A 17,392-nucleotide genomic window follows, 5' to 3' on the forward strand; every position below is an offset into this window, starting at 1 on the left:
TTAGTCCTGTGCTAAATGTTTACCTTAAGTAGACGGTCAAAATATTAAAGGAAAAATTTAATTAAGCTATAGGTCTTTTCCACACTGAGAACGGGTTTTTAGAGTTTTCACTTTTTTTATGTCCACTGACTGGCATAGAAATACTCCTAATATTAGATAGTCTACCCATGAGTTTTGCTCCCGTTAACAAAGTTCAACGCTGAAATTACTGAAGATTAGACTTTTGGGTGTATGTTATCTTCCTTGATTTGTAACGAACTGTAAAGATCCCCCCCTAAAGGATTAAACTTCGTTACAAGATGATTCAGTTGGATAAAAGCTGTGATACCTTACCAATGATGACGAAACACTGTTTTAATGAAGGGAGAAAAACCTGTGAAGTTAGAGATGGGATACTCAACAACTTCTAATCATCAAGGCGTTAGTGCCTATGTAGCAGATCTACAACTGCACATGACGTTACAAGCTCGTAACTTAGTTCCCAACCTGACTCAAGCGCGTGATTCTCGCGAGCAAATGCTCCAGCAAACTCAGGCAGACCTAGAAAAATTCATTTCTCGGCAAACTCTCTAGTCCAGTTTGGTTATCCACCGGGAAAACTAACGGGAGATAGGGAACAAAGCCTAATATGGGGTATGGGGCGAAGAAAAAAGGGATCTTTCTCCTCAATCCCCAATTCAGATCAATTGTGGGATTTCAATCACATCATCAATCGAGAGAACCTCAGATGTGAGGTTGTTTCGGATGGCGATTAAATCGCAATAGTCAAAGTCGTCTCGCCCTAATGTGTTGAGGCTAATTTTTTGTAGGGTATCTCCGGGTTGAACAAGGTAGGAAACCCAGGTATAAGATTTTCCATCTAAGGGGAATTCTGATGATTTTTTTAACCAGTTTTGATAGTTATGATCTCGATTCTTAGTGAGGCGAGACTCTGTTTGTTTAAGGGCCAATTGCCAAACTTTGTAACCTTCTAAGCTGAGGTGTAAGCCATCGGTGGTTAACTCAGGGCGAATATTTCCCTGATTATCGGTGAATCGTTGATGAAAATCTAAATAGATGATCCCTCGATTTTTAACCTGTTGAGCAAGAGTTTGATTCAGTTCTCGAATTAAAAGATTAGGAATCGAAAATGTTAGGGCTTCTGTGGGTAATTTTGTTGGAAAAATAGATTGAACTAAAATTTGCGTCTCAGGATATTTTTGTTGTAGATAATCTAAAATTTTTTGATAATTTCCTAATATTTCTTTTACAGAAACCTTATTTTTTAAATCATTAATTCCCGCTAAAATATAAATTGCATCGGGCTGAATTTGATCAAAAATATCTAAACGTTGCCAAATTCTGCTTGTTGTATCCCCTGAAATTCCTTGATTTAACCATAATCTTCCTGATGGTAATAAAGGATTAGGAAACCACATACTTAAGGAATCTCCTAATAAAATATTAAGGCGAGATAAACCTATATTTTCAGAAGTTTCTGTTTTAATTAAATTAACTTCCTGCTTTAATATATTTAGCCAATCTTGATAAGTGGGTTGATAAAATTCTCCTGATAAACGAGTATAAATTTGGCTTGTATGCAAAGCAAAAAGCCGTTGTTGGTACATTTCAAGTCCTGACTTTGGGATCATAATTAAGGGAACAGGGAATTACGAATTACGAATTACGAACAGCTTAACTGGAAGGGGGGAAAGAGAATAGGGGATAGGAAAAAGTGATTAGCAACGGGATTAATTATTTGTAGCAAATATTTAAAGATTTCCTATAAATTGTCATCTCTGGTTTTAAGATAATAAAAGCGAGGAATAAAATAATCCCTCGCACTTCAACCAATTTGAAAGAGACTTCTTGAGAACGTTACTTAATCAGTGTTGATTGATGCAGACAGTTCATGAAATCTATAAACTGATTTAGTAAGTTTCAACGTGCCAACGCTCTGCTTTCTTGAGTTGTTTTTGATAGTCACTCCAGTTGACCTCAAATTTACCCGCAGCCGCAGACATTCCTTCATCAATACCGCCTTCCATGCCTTTAAGACCACAAATATAGGTATGGGTATTTTCTTTCTGAACTAACTGCCACAATTCATCGGCGTTTTCTTTAATCCGATCTTGAATGTACATTCTGCCACCTTGGGGATTTTGTTGTTCACGACTGATGGCATAAGTTAAGCGGAAGTTATCAGGAAATTCCCGTTGTAATTGTTCCAAATCTTCTTTATACAGAATATTGGCAGTGTAGGGAATTCCAAAGAATAACCAAGCTAACCCTCGGAATTTATAGTCTTGATGTTGTTCTTTGAACATCCGCCACAGGAAAGCCCGGAAAGGTGCAATTCCTGTACCCGTTGCCATCATCACCACAGTGGCTTCTTCGTCATCCGGTAATAACATTTCCTTACCCACAGGCCCAGTGATGGCAACATCATCCCCCACTTCTAATTTGCACAAATGAGTTGAACAAACCCCATAAACGGTTTCTCCCGTTTCAGGATGTTTGTATTCCAATTGACGAACACACAAAGAAACCGTCTTATCATCCAGTGTGTCACCATGACGGGTGGAGGCAATCGAATACAGCCTTAACTTATGGGGTTTCCCTTTATCATCATTTCCAGGGGGAATAATCCCAATACTTTGACCTTCAACATAGCGTAAATCTCCGCCCGAAATATCAAAGGTCACATGACGGACTGTGCCTATACCCCCTTCAGCCACCAATTCATAGTTCTCGATACATTTCCCTATATAGGGCTTGTTCGGACGGTAGATATTAATAGGAATATCTGTTTTAGCCTTGGCGTGAGTCATGGGCTTAGTTTTTTCTTCAGATGGTTGGCTCTGTTGTCCATTTCCGGGAGCCACGGTGCTTGCAGCTTGGGGTTCACCTGCGGGGCGAATACTAACAATTTTTCCTCCCATCCGGGTAATGCGACGCATTTCTTGATTCATGCGCTCATAGGGCACAGTGATGTAAACTGCACCACTGCGACGAATTGGAAAGTTGAGTTTGTCTGTATTCTCCCCTTGTCGCATTCCCTCGACTTCAAAGATAAAGACGCGGCTATTGGCTCCTGTCTTTGTTGCAACACCAGTTCCACTCTTGAGATACATTCGTTTCTTCTCCCTTAGAATACCGAAGCTCTTAACTAACAAAATGTGACTAATACATCACTTCAGGTTTTTTTAACGTGCAATTGACAAAAATAGTCAAACATCCCTATCCCCTCTCACGCTGGGCCAGGGGTCGTTGCTGTTACCAATTTGCACTTTGCACTATTTTACAGCGTAGTGTTCATCGGCTAATCTCAATTGCGAAGAGCTTGACAGAAGGGAAACTCAGAACTGAGGGAGAAAAAATTATGAGACAATAAAGTTCACCCTTAAAAGTTGAGTGCAAAACCTATAGCTTAAAACTTCTTTTGAGGATTGTATGATGGGAATTCTACCTTGGATTTTATTAGTAGCACTGGGACTAACGGCTGGAACCGCAGCAGGATTATTGGGAATTGGGGGAGGGATGTTGGTTGTTCCAGGGTTATTTTATATTTTTAATTTAATGGAGTTTCCCCCCAGTTTGGTGATGCACGTTGCGATCGCAACTTCGATGAGTATCATGGTTTGTACAGCCACTTCTTCTATTTTAGCCCATCATTCTAAAGGAGATGTGCAATGGGGAGTATTTTGGAAAATTGTTCCGGGTATTTTATTGGGTGTTTTATTAGGTGCAGCCTTAGATAATACTTTATCAAGTCATTGGCTAAAAATTATTTTTGGATTATTTTTATTGTTGATTTCTATCAAGTTATTGTTGAATTTTAAACCTCAACCCCAGTCGAAAACCTTACCAAGATTAGTGATTATCAATGCAGTGGGTTTGGGAATTGGATTTAAGTCGGGACTTTTAGGGGTGGGAGGCGGTGCAATTAGTGTTCCCTTTTTGATTTATTGTGGATTACCGATGTATGAAGTCGTGGGTACATCGTCATCTTTTAGTTTACCGATTTCAATTTTAGGAACCCTTGCATTTCTGTTATCTTCTCAGGGGGGTGCTTCTCTTCCTGGATTTACAGGATATATTTATTGGCCGGCTTTATTATTAATTGCTCCGTTTACTATTTTAGGAGCGTTTTGGGGAACAACGCTATCCCATATTATTTCAGGGGAAAAACTACGAACAGCGTTTGCTCTATTTCTTTTATTGATTAGTTTAAATATGTTATTTTTTTAAATAAGAGTAGGGTGCGTAAGCTCCGCGCACGCACCTAAAACCCGAATTTTCAAAATCAAGCTATTCCCTATTTCCGGCTATAAAAATTAATTTATTTATGATTAATTTTAAAATCTATAATCCCGATCAAAAATCTCAATAGTCTAATTTTACAATAATTTGATTAAGAAAGTTATTAGATAAAATAATGGTGCGTGCGCGGAGCTTACGCACCCTACGAATTGTATTTTATTCATTTATAAATTCCGCTTCACAGATAGTGGACTCCCGTTGTTCTAGGTCTTCCGTATCCCATAAACCGTTGAGAAAGGTTGTATAAAAATATTCTCCACCCTGTTGAACGTCAATTTTAGGAGCATTTTTAGAATAGGGAGCGTGATCGGAAATTCCCCGTTGAGCTTGATAATGAATATAGGTATCTGAGTTCACACACATGACATGATAAAAATCTTTATTTGCACCAGATTCATCCCCTAATTTATAACGAGCTAATCCTCGGTTTAAATAAGCTTTAATAAAATTAGGATCAATATTGAGAACTTGATCAAAATCAGCAATTGCCGATTGATATTCTTTTAAACTATGATAAACACAGCCTCGGTTATAATAGGCATAAACATTATAGGGGTCAATTTGTAAAGCCCGGTTATAATCTCGAATGGCTCGCTCATGATTTCCTAATTGATGATGACACAATCCTCGATTAATATAAGCTTTAATATAATTAAATTCTAATTCCGTTGCTTTATTAAAATCCTCCACCGCTTTTTCTTTATTTCCTAATAAATAAAAAGCTCGTCCTCGATTATAATAGGTTTTATGATTGTCGGGGTTTAAACTAATCGCTTGATTATAATGATTAATCGCATCTTCATAACTGCCTGATTGAGCGATCGCTAATCCCAAATTATTATAAACTGCATCACTTTTAGGATTAAAATTTAGAGCAACTTTAAAGTCCTGAATCGCTTTTTCGTATTTTCCTAAATGTCTCCAAGCATTGCCCCGATTTAGATAAGCATCGGGTAATTTGGGTTCTATTTCTAAAGCTTTTGTTAAATCATTAACCGCTTGTTGATACTCTTTCAAATAATAATAAACTAAACCTCTATTATTATAAGCACTGGCATAATTAGGGTTTAATTGAATCACTTGATCAAAATCTTTCAACGCACCCCGATAATTACCTTGGCGTGCTTTTTTTAAGCCTTGTTCATAAAAACGCTTAATATTATTAAACATGAAACTTCCTCTTGGTTTATTAAGCTCTATTAGATGTTAGAAAATCATGAAACTCTATTAAAATCAACAAGCTCGACTCAGGATTAGGATTTAGATTTTGAGCTTGATGAACTCATCCGTTGATGATGCAGAAGTCTAAACACAACTAGAGACTTCCTCGTCCTTTCAGGGATAGCACTACACACTTTCTATGATATCAAATTTAGAATTTAGGTGTGAGCCTCCTCGCCGAGATCCAACTTATGATTAACAATCTTGACATTGGTTTTTAATTAGAGGGTAAATTGACCTTGTTTAATTTATTCTCAATAAAAAACCCCCAAACCGGAAAAGTTTGGAGGAAAATTAAGATCAGGGATTCAGTTTATGGGTTAAGCGACAACGAAATTCACTAATTTTCCAGGGACAACAATCACTTTTTTAATCGTTTTGTCTCCGATATGACGTTGACTGACTTCAGAATTTCGGGCATATTCTTCTAAAGTTTGATGATTAGCTGCTGCTGGGACTTGAAGCGTACCGCGTGTTTTACCATTAATTTGAATCACTAAGGTAATTTCATCAACCACTAACGCTTCTGGGTCATATTCCGGCCAGGTTTGAGTATGAATTGAACCTGTTTTACCAATCATTTGCCACAATTCTTCGGCAATATGGGGGGCAAACGGTGCTAATAATTTCAACAGGGTTTCAATTCCTTCCAAATAGATAGGAGACGCTTTACAATCAGCTTCAGATAACGCATTACTCAGTTTCATTAATTCAGAAACCGCCGTATTAAATTGATAGTCTCCGTCTAAATCCTCGCTGACTTCTTTAATTGCAGTATGAATCGCCCGTTTTAAGTCTTTTTCGACTTTACTCAATTCCCGATTCTTAGGTTTAGAAGTTGAAATTTCAGCAAATTCAGTCACAATTCGCCAAACCCGATTTAAAAAGCGAAATTGTCCTTCAACATCGGCATCATCCCATTCTAAATCCTTTTCAGGAGGTGCTTTAAATAGAATAAACATTCGGGCGGTATCAGCCCCATATTTACCCATCACTTCCAACGGATCAACCCCATTATATTTCGATTTAGACATCTTCTCAAAGAAGACTTCTAACTTTTCTCCCGTTTCAGGATCTTGGGGATTACTAGGACTCACTTGTGAAGGTGCAAAATACTTTCCAGTATTCCGATTTTTATAGGTAATTCCCTGCACCATCCCTTGAGTTAATAACCGCTCAAAGGGTTCTTTACACTGTAATAATCCGCGATCGCGCAATACTTTGGTAAAGAATCGAGAGTATAATAAATGTAAAATCGCGTGTTCAATTCCACCCACATATTGATCCACACTCATCCAGTCATTTGTAATAGCTGGATCGAACACTTGTTGATTATTTTTAGCATCAGGATAACGCAAGAAATACCAAGAGGAATCAATAAAGGTATCCATCGTATCGGTTTCCCGTTTAGCATCAGTTCCACAGTTCGGACAAGTAACATTCACCCAGTCTTCTAATTGCGCTAAAGGTGATGGCCCTCGACCACTAAATTTGACATTTTCAGGCAATTTTACAGGTAAATCTTGATCAGGAACAGCCACCGCCCCGCACTTCGGACAATGAATAATTGGAATCGGTGTACCCCAATACCGTTGACGAGAAATCAACCAATCTCTTAAGCGATATTGAATAATTCCTTTGCCATATCCTTCATCTTCTGCATAGTTAATAATAGCTTGTTTTCCGTGTTCGGAATGTTGCCCACTAAAATTACCGGATTCAACTAAAATTCCCGTTCCCGTATAAGCCATTTTAACTTGATCATTTTCCTCATTATCATTATCCGCATCATCAGGAACAATCACCTGTTTAATGGGTAAATCATATTGAGTGGCAAATTGAAAATCACGGGTATCATGGGCCGGAACCCCCATGACTGCGCCTGTTCCATATTCATATAAAACATAATCCGCAATCCAAATCGGAATTTCTTCTTCATTAAAAGGATTAAGTGCTTTTCCCCCTGTCGGAACACCCCGTTTGGGTTTATCTTCCGAAGTCCGATCCGTGTTACTTTGGTTTTTAACTTCTTGAATAAACGCTTCTACAGTGGCTTTTTGTTCAGGGGTTGTAACTTGAGAAACCCAGGGATGTTCTGGGGCTAATACCACATAGGAAACCCCATAAACCGTATCGGGACGAGTGGTAAAAACAGCAATGTTTTCATCTAATCCAATAATCGGAAATTCTAACTGTGCCCCAATGGATTGTCCGATCCAATTGGCTTGCATTAATTTAACTCGTTCCGGCCATCCGTTTAAATGTTCTAAATCGTTGAGTAATTCGTTAGCATAATCGGTAATTTTTAAGAACCATTGCCGCAATAATTTCTGTTCAACAATAGCTCCAGAACGCCAAGACCGTCCTTCATTATCAACTTGTTCATTAGCCAGAACAGTTTGATCAATTGGGTCCCAATTAACTGCCGCTTCTTTTTGATAAGCCAGTCCGCACTTATAAAATTGTAAGAAAATCCACTGTGTCCAACGGTAATATTCCGGCGAACAGGTGGTTACTTCTTTTTCCCAATCAATAGAGAACCCTAATTTTTGCAATTGTTCTCGCATTTGGGCAATATTTTGATATGTCCATTCCGCCGGAGGAACCCCTCGGTCAATGGCGGCGTTTTCGGCGGGTAGTCCAAAGGCGTCCCATCCCATCGGGTGCAGGACACGATAGCCTTGCATCCGTTTGAGTCGGGCGATCACGTCAGTAATAGTGTAGTTGCGAACGTGACCCATGTGCAGACTCCCCGACGGATAGGGGAACATGGATAGCGCATAAAATTTGGGCTTATCTTTATCGGTTGGGGTTTTGTACAACCCCTGTTGCGCCCAGGTTTGTTGCCACTTTTGTTCGAGGGATGCAGGATTATATCGGGACTCCACAGCCATACTTCGTGCCGAATACGTTTTCTTGTTTCTTTATCATTTTTGCATATTGGTGTTGACTGTTGACTGTTGAGGGGTGCGTGCGCTGCGCTTACACACCCTACAGTTAGAGGTTTTTTCTTTATGACTCATTAAAATAGGGATGAATTTCAGTGTTGTTTTAGGGTTCCTTGAGTGACTCATAATATTAATGAATTTCAACCCATAGACAGATTAAAGAAAACAGATGATTATTACAATAAATGGCTAGAAATTGAGAAGAATTATGGAGAAATTTTAAGAAATTTTAAGCTTCTGGTTTGGTCATCCCCATGACCCCGACTATGGTAAACCTAAACCTGCTTGGTTTATGACAAATCCTACTTTTGATGAAGAAATCAGGACACATTTTCTCCCAACCTATGAACTTGCTGCAACAAACCAACTTGATTTTTGGCAAAATTCACCGTTAAGTTGTTTAGCGTTAATTATTACTTTAGATCAATTTCCTCGCAATCTCTTTCGCGGAACACCCCAAGCCTTTGCTACGGATGAAAAAGCATTAACTATCGCCAAGTATGCCCTTGATCAAAAATATGATCAACAGATGATCAGGGTACAACGGGCTTTTATTTATCTTCCCCTTGAACATAGCGAAAATTTAGCCGATCAAACTCGTTGTGTAGAATTATTTGAAACCTTAAAACATGATCCGAATACCGCATCTATGTTTGACTATGCGATCGCTCACTTTAACATTATTCAAAAATTCGGACGCTTCCCCCATCGTAACGTGATTTTAAGCCGTCCCAGCACTCCTGAAGAACTCGAATTCCTCACCCAACCCAACTCGTCATTTTAAGCTGATTAATCGTCAGCCCTTAACTGTCAATACCCCATCACCCTCTTCCCTGCTACCATGACATTGATGTTGATAATTCGGCCTAATGCCTGGAAAATTGGGCCATTTTCCCGAAACGTTAACTTCATGGTGACTTGAAGGTATTTAACAAATATGCACCTAAGCGAAATTACTCATCCAAATCAACTACATGGTTTGTCGATTTCTCAACTCGAACAAATCGCCCGCCAGATCCGCGAGAAACACTTAGAAACCGTTGCCGCCACTGGTGGACATTTAGGGCCTGGGTTGGGTGTGGTGGAACTGACGTTAGGATTGTATCAAACCCTGGATCTCGATCGAGATAAAGTTCTTTGGGATGTGGGACACCAAGCCTATCCCCATAAATTAATCACCGGACGTTATCAAAATTTTCACACGCTAAGGCAAAAAGATGGCGTTGCTGGCTATTTAAAACGTTGTGAAAGCAAATTTGATCATTTTGGTGCTGGACACGCTTCGACCAGTATTTCTGCTGGTTTAGGAATGGCTTTAGCACGGGATATGAAAGGGGAAAACTTTAAAGTCGTTGCCATTATCGGAGATGGGGCTTTAACGGGAGGAATGGCATTAGAAGCCATTAACCACGCCGGACATTTACCTCATACTAATTTAATGGTGGTTCTGAATGATAACGAGATGTCAATTTCGCCCAATGTGGGTGCAATTTCTCGTTATTTGAATAAAATGCGGCTGAGTGATCCGGTTCAGTTTCTTACGGATAATTTAGAAGAACAATTTAAACATTTACCCTTCGTTGGAGAAGCCTTTACTCCCGAAATGGAACGCATGAAAGAAGGGATGAAACGTCTTGCTGTTCCTAAAGTTGGGGCGGTGTTTGAAGAATTAGGTTTTACTTATGTTGGGCCTGTAGATGGTCATGATTTACAAGAATTAATTAATACGTTTCAACAAGCCCATAAAATACCGGGGCCTGTGTTAGTTCACGTCGCAACGGTGAAAGGAAAAGGCTATGCGATCGCCGAAAAAGATCAAGTCGGTTATCATGCTCAAAATCCCTTTAACTTAGCGACAGGAAAAGCTATTCCTGTTAGTAAACCCAAACCCCCCAGTTATTCTAAAGTGTTTGGAGAAACCTTAGTTAAATTGGGAGAAAATGATCCTCGAATTGTCGGGATTACGGCGGCAATGGCAACGGGAACCGGGTTAGATATTCTTCAGAAAAAACTGCCCAAACAATATATTGATGTGGGAATTGCCGAACAACACGCGGTTACAATGGCGGCGGGTTTAGCAGCAGAAGGAATGCGTCCGGTTGTGGCAATTTATTCCACCTTCTTGCAACGAGCTTATGATCAAATTGTCCATGATATTTGTATTCAAAAGCTCCCGGTTTTCTTCTGTCTGGATCGAGCCGGAATTGTGGGTGCAGACGGCCCAACTCACCAAGGAATGTATGATATTGCTTATCTGCGGTGTTTGCCTAATTTAGTGATTATGGCGCCTAAAGATGAAGCGGAATTACAACGGATGTTAGTAACTGGAATTGAGCATACAGACGGCCCCACTGCCATGCGTTATCCCCGTGGATCAGGGTTAGGTGTTCCGTTAATGGAAGAAGGCTGGGAACCTTTACCCATCGGCAAAGGAGAGATTCTTCGTAATGGCGATGATCTGCTATTAATGGGTTATGGCAGTATGGTAAATATGTCGATGCAAGTCGCTGAAATTCTCAGTGAACATGGCATTGAAGCAACCGTAGTTAATCCCCGTTTTGTTAAACCTTTAGATATCGAATTAATTGCGCCTTTAGCTCAACAAATGGGTAAAGTTGTTACGATAGAAGAAGGCTGTTTAATGGGCGGTTTTGGTTCGGCTGTTGCTGAAGCATTATTAGACAATAATGTTGTGGTTCCCGTGAAACGTTTCGGGGTTCCTGATATTTTAGTCGATCATGCTGAACCGAATGAATCTTTTGCTGATTTAGGCTTAACCAGTTCTCAAATTTCTGAACAAATTCGAGACACCTTTTTTAGTCAGGAAAAACAACCCGCTAAAGTCAGTTAATTTCTTCAAAAACTAAAAACCATAGAAACCCGGTTTCTTCAAGAAACCGGGTTTCTATTACGCCTAATCGTAGTCAGCTGATCAGGATAAGATATTTTACCAGGGTTTATGTTAGATTTAACTGAAGTTTGGAAATAATAAAAATATCGAGTTAGGGAGGCTAAAATGGCTGTCACCTTAGAATTACGCCAAATTGAGATTCAACCCGGACAACACCTAATCTTGCGTCAGGTGAGTTGGAAGGAATTTGAAGCGATTTTAGAGGAAATGGGAGAACATCGCGCTTCACGGGTTGCTTATTGTCAAGGAGTGTTAAAAATTCGGATGCCATTACCAGAACATGAAATAAAAAAAGAATTAATTAGCGATTTTGTTAAAATTCTATTGGATGAATTAGAGTTAGATTCACAAACGTTTGGATCGACAACTTTTAAACGACCCGAAATGACAGCAGGGATCGAACCCGATAACTGTTTTTATATTCAAAATTCTCGTCTAATGATCGGAAAGCAACGAATTAATTTATCTGTTGATCCGCCTCCTGATTTAGCTATTGAAGTCGATGTGACTTCAAAAACTCAACTTGATGCTTATTTAGCGTTAGGTGTACCGGAATTGTGGATTTATGCTGAGGGGAAACTGCAAATTTTTGTTCTACAATCAGGAGAATATGTACAGGGCGAAAATAGTCCTAACTTTATAAATTTACCTGTTATAGTAGGAATTTTACAGTTTTTACAGCAAAGTGAAACGATAGGAGATAGTGCAGCACGTCGAGGATTTCGGAAGTGGGTGCGATCGCAGATAAATTTATAATCCCATACATAGCCTTAAGAGATTAAAATGAAAAAAATTGTGATTTTTAGTGGCGCAGGATTATCCGCAGAAAGCGGAATTCCAACGTTTAGAGGGTCAGGAGGACTTTGGGAAGGTTATGCTATTGAAGAAGTAGCAACACCGTTAGGATGGCAACAAAATCCGCAAAAAGTTCTGGATTTTTATGCTCAAAGATTTGAACAAATGCAACGCTGTCAACCCAATGCTGCACACAGAGCGATCGCTAAACTTTCTCAATATTTTGATGTGACTTGTTTAACTCAAAATATTGATACCTTATTAGAACAAGCGGGCGTTCCAAATGTTAAGCATTTGCATGGACGAATTGATTATCAAAAATGTGAATGGCATTTGGAAATTCCGACTTTAGGAGCAGAGTGGCAATGTGATTATAAAGCTTCCCTAACTCAACCGACTCAACTTGGAGATTTATGCCCCAAATGTGGGAAACAATTGCGTCCTGATGTGGTTTGGTTTGGGGAAGCAGTGGATATGGATATTGCTTATCAACTCGCAGATCAAGTTCAAATTTTTATTGGGGTGGGAACCTCCGCAACGGTTTATCCGGCTGCAAAACTCTTGAGATTTTTTAATTATTTTACGCCGGAAAAGTATTTTATTGATCCTCATCCGAATTATGAAGCTTTACAGGGATATACCGTTTTAGAAGGAACCGCAACCGAACAACTCCCTCCTTTAGTAGAAAATTTGATTTCTAATTTGGTTGAAACTTAGGATTCTTCTGAAACTTTAGCCCGTTTTTTACGGAAAATTCCGGTCAAATTAAGTCCGGTAATTAACATAGTAATTAATCCTAAACCAATTAAGGCAATATAAATCGTTCTTCCGAAGGGGCCAAAATAAGTACCTTGATGAATTCCTAGTAAGAATTTAGAAACTTCACTCGGTACCCCAAACCAAGTTTTCCCAATTCGATACAAAATTCCTGTTAACGCACTTATAAATAAGGGTAAAAATGTAATAGGTGCTAAAATTTGATGCACTTTTCTAGCATTCAATGGAGTATTTTTAGAGGGATTTTTACGTTTTTGTTGCGCTAACCGAACCATTGTCAATCCGGTAATAATCATGGCTATCAGTCCTAAACCGACTAATAATACATAAATCGGAACTAAAGGTTTTCCTAAAAATTCTCCTTGATGAATCATCAGCAAAATATCTGCTTTTTCTTCCGATAATCCCATCCAAGTCCTTCCCAGACGATAGACCATTCCAGTAAAAGCAGTTAAAAATAAAGGAATAAATACAATTGGTGCTATTTTACGATGAAATTTCCGAAATTGAAGATTTTGCATTATTATTAACCTCAATAATTATAGGTTTGTAGAAATGTAAAAAAATTACCTCTCTAAAGGTAGGCACATGACCGATAAAATAGTTATTAATATAACAATAGAAAGATAATGCTCCTAACCCTTAGTTTGAGGATAAACCTAAAAAGTGACAAACTGGTGACGAATTATCATTGGGTTTTAGGAATAGGGTAAACCGGGAAAACGCACAACAAAACAGCTACCCTTTCCTAACTGACTGGTAACGGTAATTTCTCCTTGATGTTGTTGAGCTAAAGTTTGAGCGATCGCTAGTCCTAACCCAGATCCGCCTTCTCGTCGAGTTCGAGCTTGATCAGCACGCCATAACCGATCAAAAATCAAGGGTAATTGTTCAGAAGAAATCCCAATTCCAGTATCTTTAATTTGCACCCGAATCCAGTTTTCACGCTCTTCTAAACATACCCTAACTTTCCCCCCACTATCTGTATAATAAATTGCATTTTCTATTAAGTTTAAAAATAATCGCCAAAGCTGATTTCCATTGCCTTTTAATTTAATTTCTGTCTTAATATCTAAAATTAACTGAATTTCTTTTTCTTCAGCTTGATGATAAAGAAATTCCACTAAATCTTCTAACAGTTCGTGAAGGGGAATAATTACCCAATTTTTACTAATATTAATAGAAGGTTTATCTGTGCGGGCTAACAGTAATAAATCTTCTACTAAACTTGTCATTTGATTGATCCCACTCGCGATCGCGTTTAATTTATCAATATCAGCAGGATGAATTCGTTCTGGATGACTTTGCATAACTTCCACACAAGTTTTAATTCCAGCTAAAGGATTTCTTAATTCGTGGGACGCATCGGCGGTAAATTGTTTGAGTTTTTCAAAACTTTGTTCAATGGGTTTTAAAGATTGTTTAGTTAACCACATTCCTCCAAACGCCGTTAATCCTGATACTAAAATCCCCCCTAACATCATCCCTAATCTTAAATTTTTTAGCACCAGTTCAACGGATTCTATAGACTCACTAATTCGCACATAACCTATGATATTTTTTTGTATTTTGGAGTCTTGGTTCACTTGTAAAGTTAAGGTACGAATTTTTTGGTTATTGACAGTATAAGTCCGATTATAATGAGATAAATCAAGAGGTGGAAAAACTTTTCCTGCTTTAGCAATTCGTTGGCGATTCTGATCAAACCATTCAACTCCTTGACTCGGTTGCTGAATATTTTGCCAAGGAATATCTAAATCCCCATCATTATCTAATCGCAGATGATTAGGCTTTTTAATATTATTTTTATGTTCTTTTATTTCTGCTAAACTATGAGTAGCTGCATCTGCTAATGTTAGTAATTGACGATCTAATTGTTGATATAAACTAAAGGAAAAAAATTCATAGACAGCAATCATTGAGCTTCCAGAGATTGCCATCATTACCCCTAAATAGGAGAGTAATAACCGCCAACTTAAGGATCTAAATTCAGGATTAATCACGTTGCGTTTTGAGTCGATATCCCAAGCCATATACTGTCTCAATTAATGTAGATGACGCACCCACTATTTTCAGTTTTTGTCTTAACCGTTTAATATGGGTTTTAACCGTATCATCACCCGGAATATCTTCAAAAGACCAAAGGTGTTCTAAAATAATTTCACGGGAAAGAACTCGTCCGGGATTTCGCAAAAACAACTCTAATAACCCATATTCTTTAGGCGTTAAAGATAAAATATCTTCACAATATTTAACTTCACAACTATTTGGATCTAGGCGAAGATTCCCCCATTCTAAAACAGGAGGTAAAGCCACATTTCCCCGCCTTAGTAACGCTCTAACTCTAGCTAATAACTCTTGTAAATCAAAGGGTTTAATCACATAATCATCAGCCCCTACATCTAACCCTAATACTTTATCAGCACTGGTATCTTTTGCTGTTAACATCAATACAGGTGTTGTATTCCCTCGTTGTCTTAATCGTTGACAAAATTGAATCCCATTGAGTCGGGGTAACATCACATCTAATAAAATCACATCATAAGTAGCCGATTCCACAAACTCCCACCCCATCTGACCATCATGAACAACATCTACCACATAATGATGATCCATGAAGGCTTCAGCTAAGGCTTTTGTAATTCGTTCATCATCTTCGACTAATAAAATCCTCATATTTGTTAATCAAAATAACATAAAATTTAATCCAAGGCTACCGTAGAAAAGGGGGCCGTTTGGTATCAGTATCAGGTTTATTTTTAGCAGATTCAGCAAGGAAGCGTTTTAAAGCTTTTTCGCGGTTTTTCATAAAAGCACTCCAAAAGCCCGGTTGAAACTCATCCATCGTTTTTGCTAAAGCCCAAACATCGATAGCTAGGATGTTGTACAGTCGTTCGTCTTCGCGCTTGAGCGTGTTAATCTGCTCCAGTAGTTTGCGTTTAATATTAGCAGTCGATTGATCTTCGTCGTTAGTTGTCATGTTGAACATCCGATGACACGGTATATCCCAACCCTGCTTTGTTTCCAGAAGCCAGCGTTGAACATCAAAATATGGGTTGTTTCTAATAAACCATTAAACCGAGTCCTAGCTTAAAATCAGAGAGTGAATTTTCGCGGACTAATGAGTGATTTATAATATGTTACGTCAAACTTCTCTGGGCGCGGTGGGTTTAGTGGTCGGTGGAATTTTAACCGTAGTAGGTTTTGCCGCTTATTTTGCAGATAATGCCACTTTAAATTTAGCTGGATTTTTTTATGGTATTCCCCTATTATTGGGGGGACTCGCCCTTAAAGCAGCAGAATTAAAACCCATTCCGATTACTCAAGCGACATCCTCCGAGGTTTTAGCGTTACGAGAGCAACAAGCTACAGAGACTCAAAATCAAATCCGCAAAGATGTAACCCGTTATCGTTATGGCCAAGAAGCCCATTTATCTGATACCTTAGAACGTCTGGGACTCAGCCCCAACCGCGAAGAACGTCCCTCCCTCCAAGGTATCCGAGAAACCATCATTGATGGGTCTTATACACTGATCTTACAGTTTTATTCTCCGTTTATGCCCCTGAGCAGTTGGCAACAAAAACAAGATAAAATCACTCAGTTCTTTGGCCCTGGTCTAAAAGTCCAAATCACTCAACCTCAAGAGGAACAGATTGATGTGGCTTTAATTGCTGAAGGTTAAATCATAGGGAACAGGGCCGGGGGGTGACAACCCGCCCTTCAGGCTTATGGGGGAAAGAGTAATTTTAGGTTTCTGCGACGAAAACTTCGGGGTCAATGTCCCAGTTTACCCAAGAAATAGCGGCACGGGCAGAGGTGAGGTTAGGAGGAACCCGCAAAACGTGAATATGATTTGTACTCGGACAAGTCATTTTCAACAAATGAATCGGTTCAATATCCACATTAGCATCAATTTTAAGTAAGGTATATTCGCGCCAACAGTCAAGTTCAATGGCTTGGAGTTCCTTACAGATGCGCTCATAGCCCATTTTTTCGATCAACATTCGGCGAATTTCCGAATTTTTTTCCGTCAATAGCCACTCAGCTTTCCACTGGCTGAGGTGAGTCCAGTATTGTCGACGAAGGTTAACCCCAAAAGCAGAAACTAGCAAATTTTGTTTGGGATGATTAGCAAGTGCTGATAAATCTTGAATGGGATTGTTCCTTAGAGTAATCCACTCCAAGTCTTTTAATTTTCCAATTTCCGGTGGTAGTTCTGTCAGAGAATTATTCCATAAATTAAGTGTTTGTAGACTGTGCAACTGACCAATTTCCGGTGGTAGTTCTGTCAGAGAATTACCCATTAAATTAAGTGTTTGTAGACTGTGCAACTGACCAATTTCCGGTGGTAGTTCTGTCAGAGAATTATCCCTTAAATCAAGTGTTTGTAGACTGTGCAACTGACCAATTTCCGGTGGTAGTTCTGTCAGAGAATTA

At 38.9% G+C, this 17,392-nt stretch carries 16 protein-coding genes; 7 read left to right on the forward strand and 9 right to left on the reverse strand.

The genetic code is table 11. The annotated features are described in order from the left end of the window. The first annotated feature begins 387 nt into the window (after positions 1-387). The gene (locus IQ236_RS07890; RefSeq protein WP_190515856.1) at positions 388-573 is read left to right on the forward strand and encodes a hypothetical protein; all 186 of its coding nucleotides are present in this window, start codon (positions 388-390) and stop codon (positions 571-573) included. A 104-nt stretch (positions 574-677) separates the two neighbouring features. Here the strand turns inward: IQ236_RS07890 and IQ236_RS07895 are convergent, their stop codons facing one another. Beyond that, positions 678-1,607 carry a GDSL-type esterase/lipase family protein gene (locus IQ236_RS07895; RefSeq protein WP_193868758.1) on the reverse strand — a complete coding sequence of 310 codons (930 nt, stop codon included), beginning with the start codon at positions 1,605-1,607 and terminating at the stop codon, positions 678-680. Positions 1,608-1,910: 303 nt separating this feature from the next. Further along, on the reverse strand, positions 1,911-3,113 hold the full coding sequence (gene petH / locus IQ236_RS07900) for a ferredoxin--NADP reductase (RefSeq protein WP_193868759.1): 1,203 nt from the start codon (positions 3,111-3,113) through the stop codon (positions 1,911-1,913). A gap of 319 nt (positions 3,114-3,432) precedes the next feature. Here petH and IQ236_RS07905 point away from each other — a divergent pair, with 319 nt between their 5' ends. Beyond that, positions 3,433-4,230, forward strand: coding sequence for a sulfite exporter TauE/SafE family protein (locus IQ236_RS07905; protein WP_193868760.1), 798 nt, complete (start codon positions 3,433-3,435; stop codon positions 4,228-4,230). 228 nt (positions 4,231-4,458) lie between these two features. Here IQ236_RS07905 and IQ236_RS07910 read toward each other — a convergent pair whose 3' ends face one another. Together IQ236_RS07910 and leuS are read right to left on the reverse strand one after the other, a co-directional pair. Further along, the gene (locus IQ236_RS07910) at positions 4,459-5,472 is read right to left on the reverse strand and encodes a tetratricopeptide repeat protein (protein ID WP_193868761.1); all 1,014 of its coding nucleotides are present in this window, start codon (positions 5,470-5,472) and stop codon (positions 4,459-4,461) included. Between the two features lie 371 nt (positions 5,473-5,843). After that, positions 5,844-8,411, reverse strand: a complete 2,568-nt coding sequence (gene leuS, locus IQ236_RS07915) for a leucine--tRNA ligase (protein ID WP_322744104.1) — start codon at positions 8,409-8,411, stop codon at positions 5,844-5,846. Positions 8,412-8,697: 286 nt separating this feature from the next. On the opposite strand from leuS, the gene IQ236_RS07920 reads away from it, so the two are divergent. From IQ236_RS07920 to IQ236_RS07935, 4 genes are all read left to right on the forward strand, one after another. Continuing rightward, entirely contained in the window at positions 8,698-9,255 is a 558-nt protein-coding gene (locus tag IQ236_RS07920; RefSeq protein ID WP_322744105.1) for a DUF924 family protein, read from the forward strand. A 153-nt stretch (positions 9,256-9,408) separates the two neighbouring features. Next, on the forward strand, positions 9,409-11,322 hold the full coding sequence (gene dxs / locus IQ236_RS07925) for a 1-deoxy-D-xylulose-5-phosphate synthase (protein WP_193868763.1): 1,914 nt from the start codon (positions 9,409-9,411) through the stop codon (positions 11,320-11,322). A 165-nt stretch (positions 11,323-11,487) separates the two neighbouring features. After that, complete coding sequence (locus IQ236_RS07930) at positions 11,488-12,138, forward strand: Uma2 family endonuclease (RefSeq protein WP_193868764.1); 651 nt, start codon at positions 11,488-11,490, stop codon at positions 12,136-12,138. A 27-nt stretch (positions 12,139-12,165) separates the two neighbouring features. Further along, positions 12,166-12,894 (forward strand): SIR2 family NAD-dependent protein deacylase, encoded by a 729-nt coding sequence (locus IQ236_RS07935; protein WP_193868765.1) that lies wholly within the window; start codon positions 12,166-12,168, stop codon positions 12,892-12,894. On the opposite strand, the gene IQ236_RS07940 is transcribed toward IQ236_RS07935, so the two are convergent. The 4 genes from IQ236_RS07940 to IQ236_RS07955 form a co-directional block, all read right to left on the reverse strand. After that, positions 12,891-13,475, reverse strand: coding sequence for a PepSY-associated TM helix domain-containing protein (locus IQ236_RS07940; RefSeq protein WP_193868766.1), 585 nt, complete (start codon positions 13,473-13,475; stop codon positions 12,891-12,893). The genes IQ236_RS07935 and IQ236_RS07940 overlap by 4 nt on opposite strands. Before the next feature lie 177 nt (positions 13,476-13,652). Continuing rightward, the gene (locus IQ236_RS07945) at positions 13,653-14,987 is read right to left on the reverse strand and encodes a sensor histidine kinase (RefSeq protein ID WP_193868767.1); all 1,335 of its coding nucleotides are present in this window, start codon (positions 14,985-14,987) and stop codon (positions 13,653-13,655) included. Beyond that, complete coding sequence (locus IQ236_RS07950; RefSeq protein WP_193868768.1) at positions 14,950-15,630, reverse strand: response regulator transcription factor; 681 nt, start codon at positions 15,628-15,630, stop codon at positions 14,950-14,952. Before IQ236_RS07950 ends, IQ236_RS07945 begins: the two co-directional genes overlap by 38 nt. A gap of 37 nt (positions 15,631-15,667) precedes the next feature. Next, entirely contained in the window at positions 15,668-15,934 is a 267-nt protein-coding gene (locus tag IQ236_RS07955) for a hypothetical protein (RefSeq protein WP_072717520.1), read from the reverse strand. 157 nt (positions 15,935-16,091) lie between these two features. Between IQ236_RS07955 and IQ236_RS07960 the strand changes: the two genes are divergently transcribed. Next, positions 16,092-16,637: a DUF2854 domain-containing protein gene (locus IQ236_RS07960; protein WP_193868769.1), complete on the forward strand. Its 546-nt coding sequence runs from the start codon at positions 16,092-16,094 to the stop codon at positions 16,635-16,637. A gap of 64 nt (positions 16,638-16,701) precedes the next feature. On the opposite strand, the gene IQ236_RS27650 is transcribed toward IQ236_RS07960, so the two are convergent. Then, positions 16,702-17,392: leucine-rich repeat domain-containing protein (locus IQ236_RS27650; protein WP_228041486.1), on the reverse strand; the 691-nt coding region annotated here is incomplete at its 5' end.

Origin of the sequence: Planktothrix mougeotii LEGE 06226 (assembly GCF_015207485.1) — a bacterium.
Classification (GTDB): domain Bacteria; phylum Cyanobacteriota; class Cyanobacteriia; order Cyanobacteriales; family Microcoleaceae; genus Planktothrix.